Origin of the sequence: Kitasatospora sp. NPDC047058 (genome assembly GCF_040643935.1) — a bacterium.
Lineage (GTDB): Bacteria > Actinomycetota > Actinomycetes > Streptomycetales > Streptomycetaceae > Kitasatospora.
This window is the reverse complement of record NZ_JBEYVJ010000616.1, coordinates 1-3029: the sequence shown is the minus strand read 5'-3', so window position 1 is coordinate 3029 and position 3029 is coordinate 1. Positions and strand designations below refer to the sequence as shown.

The following is a 3029-nucleotide window of genomic DNA, read 5'->3' as shown; positions in this document are numbered from 1 at the left end:
ACCCGGGGTCCCGTCCCCGTACGGCCGCTCCTCGCCGGCGGCCAGTGCGGCCATCAGCTCGTTGGCCATCGCCAGGTGCGCGGCGGCCTCGGCGACCGTCCACTCGGCGCCGGGTATCGGGGTGTCGCCACGGCAGCCGGCGAGCAGCGCGACGGCCTCGTCACCGACCGCGGTGACCGCCTCGAAGAGCGCGGTGCGCGCGGCACCGGGGCCGTGCTGGGGGAACGGGAGACTCATGAGGGTGAACACTGGCCCACTCCCGCACCGCTGTCCAGCCCCGTGGCGCGGCCGGAAGGCCTCGACGCCGGCGAGGCCCGCCGGCCGTCAGGACACCAGCAGGCCGGCCGTCGCGACGGCCGTGCCGAGTACGGCATGCACCACTCCGATGAACTTCACCGTCCGCAGCGACGTATCGACGCGGCGGTACTGGTGGTTGATCAGCTGCCACCACTTGGCGGCGTTGCGGATGTCGAAGGCGGTGGCGATCCCGACCAGGCCGATTGCTGCCCCGGGGACGATCAACTCGGTAGTCACAGCGCGATCATAGGAGTGTGCCCCGACGGCTGCCAGGGGTTTCGCGGGACTCGAGTGAGCCGGGCCGACTCCCGTACGGCACGGTGCCCGGCCGGCCCACCGGGGCCTGCCGGGCACCGCCGCTCAGCGGTCCTACCGCTCAGTCGTCCGACCGCTCAGTCGTCCGACCGCTCAGCGCAGGTCGAACCGGTCGAGGTTCATCACCTTGTCCCAAGCCGCCACGAAGTCGCGCACGAACTTCCCGTCCGCGTCCGCGGCGCCGTAGACCTCGGCGAGGGCGCGCAGCTGGGAGTTCGACCCGAAGACGAGGTCGACGGCGGTGGCCGTCCACTTCGTCGAGCCCGTCGCACGGTCCCGCCCCTCGAAGAGGTTCGCCTCCGACTCCGACGCCTTCCACTCCGTGCCCATGTCGAGCACGTTGACGAAGAAGTCCGTGGTCAGCGCCTCGGGACGCCGGGTGAGGACGCCGTGCGGGGAGCCCCGGAAGCCGGCGTTCAGCGCCCGCATGCCGCCGACCAGGACCGTCATCTCGGGCGCGGTCAGTGTCAGCAGGTTCGCCCGGTCGAGCAGCAGGGTCTCCGGCGACAGCTTCTCGCCGGCCCGCAGGTAGTTGCGGAACCCGTCGGCCCGCGGTTCGAGGACGGCGAACGACTCGACGTCGGTCTGCTCCTGCGAGGCGTCCGTGCGCCCCGGCGCGAACGGCACCGTGACGGCGTGCCCGGCGTTGCGTGCGGCCCGCTCGACCGCCGCGCAGCCGCCCAGCACGATGAGGTCGGCGAGCGAGATCCTCTTGCCGCCGGTCTGCGCGCCGTTGAAGTCCCGCTGGACCTCCTCCAGCCGGCGCACCGTCTCGGTCACCTCGGGCAGGTCGTTGGCCTCCCAGTCCTTCTGCGGCGCGAGCCGGATCCGGGCCCCGTTGGCCCCGCCGCGCTTGTCGGTGCCGCGGAAGCTCGCGGCCGCCGCCCACGCCGTGGTGACCAGCTGCGGGATGCCCAGGCCGGAGTCGGCGATCCGGTCCTTGAGGGCGGCGACGTCCTCGTCCGTGACCAGGGCGTGGTCGACCTCGGGGACCGGGTCCTGCCAGAGCTGCGGTCCGGGCACCCACGGTCCGAGGTAGCGGGACAGCGGGCCCATGTCGCGGTGCAGCAGCTTGTACCAGGCCTTGGCGAACGCCTCGGCGAGCTGGTCCGGATGCTCGTGGAAGCGCCGGCAGATCGGCTCGTAGACCGGGTCCTGCCGCAGTCCGAGGTCCGTCGTCAGCATCATCGGGGCGTGCCGCTTCGACGGGTCGTGCGCGTCCGGCACGGTGCCCTGCGCCGCGGGGTCGGTGGGCTTCCACTGGTGGGCCCCGGCGGGGCTGGCGGTCAGCTCCCACTCGTACCGGAACAGGTTGTCCAGATAGCCGTTGTCCCAGGTCGTCGGCTTGTCGGTCCACGCGCCCTCGAGGCCGCTGGTGAGCGTGTCGGCGCCCTTGCCGCTTCCGTAGGTGTTGTGCCAGCCCAGACCCTGCTGCTCGACGGGCGCGGCCTCGGGTTCCGGGCCCAGGTACGACGGGTCGACGGCGCCGTGACACTTGCCGAAGGTGTGGCCGCCGATGATCAGTGCGGCGGTCTCCTCGTCGTTCATGGCCATCCGCGCGAAGGTCTCCCGGACGTCGCGGGCGGCGGCCACCGGGTCCGGAGTGCCGTTGGGGCCCTCCGGGTTCACGTAGATCAGCCCCATCTGCACGGCGCCGAACGGGTTGGCGAGTTCACGGTCGCCGCTGTAGCGCTCGTCGCCGAGCCAGGTGTCCTCGGGGCCCCAGAAGACCTCGTCGGGCTCCCAGATGTCCTCGCGCCCGAAGCCGAAGCCGAACGTCCTGAACCCCATGGACTCCATGGCGCAGTTGCCGGCGAACACCAGGAGGTCGGCCCAGGAGATCTTCCGGCCGTACTTCTGCTTGACCGGCCACAGCAGCCGCCGGGCCTTGTCCAGGCTGGCGTTGTCCGGCCAGCTGTTGAGCGGCGCGAAGCGCTGGGCGCCGCTGCCGCCTCCGCCCCGGCCGTCCGCGATGCGGTAGGTGCCGGCGGCGTGCCAGCTCATCCGGATGAACAGCGGTCCGTAGTGGCCGTAGTCGGCGGGCCACCAGTCCTGCGACTTGGTCATCAGGTCGATGACGTCCCGCTTCAGCGCGTCGACGTCGAGGGTGGCGAACTCCGCCGCGTAGTCGAAGTCCTCGCCCAGCGGGTCGGACCGGGGCGAGTGCTGGTGCAGCACCTGGAGGTCCAGCTGGGTGGGCCACCAGTCCCGGTTCGTCCTGGGGCGGGTCGACGACGTGGGGATGGGGGAGGGAACTGCCGGGTTTTCGCTCTCGCTGCCGGACACGTCCGCCCTTTCTTCCTCGCTTGGTTTCTACCCTTTCGCCCGTATGGTCCCGCACCGTGGACCGTACGGCGGGAAGAACACGCGGAACGCCTCCGCCCGGCAGCGCGGGACGCCCGGCGCCTTCAGCGGGG

At 71.9% G+C, this 3029-nt stretch carries 3 protein-coding genes; all 3 read right to left on the bottom strand.

All coding sequences use genetic code 11. The features are described from left to right. A partial coding sequence (locus ABZ885_RS38350) for a maleylpyruvate isomerase N-terminal domain-containing protein (protein ID WP_360199398.1) occupies nt 1-237 on the bottom strand: 237 nt, incomplete at its 3' end. 87 nt (nt 238-324) lie between these two features. Next, nucleotides 325-534, bottom strand: a complete 210-nt coding sequence (locus ABZ885_RS38345) for a hypothetical protein (protein WP_360199396.1) — start codon at nt 532-534, stop codon at nt 325-327. A gap of 171 nt (nt 535-705) precedes the next feature. Continuing rightward, nucleotides 706-2898, bottom strand: a complete 2193-nt coding sequence (gene katG, locus ABZ885_RS38340; RefSeq protein ID WP_360199394.1) for a catalase/peroxidase HPI — start codon at nt 2896-2898, stop codon at nt 706-708. Between the last annotated feature and the right edge of the window lie 131 nt (nt 2899-3029).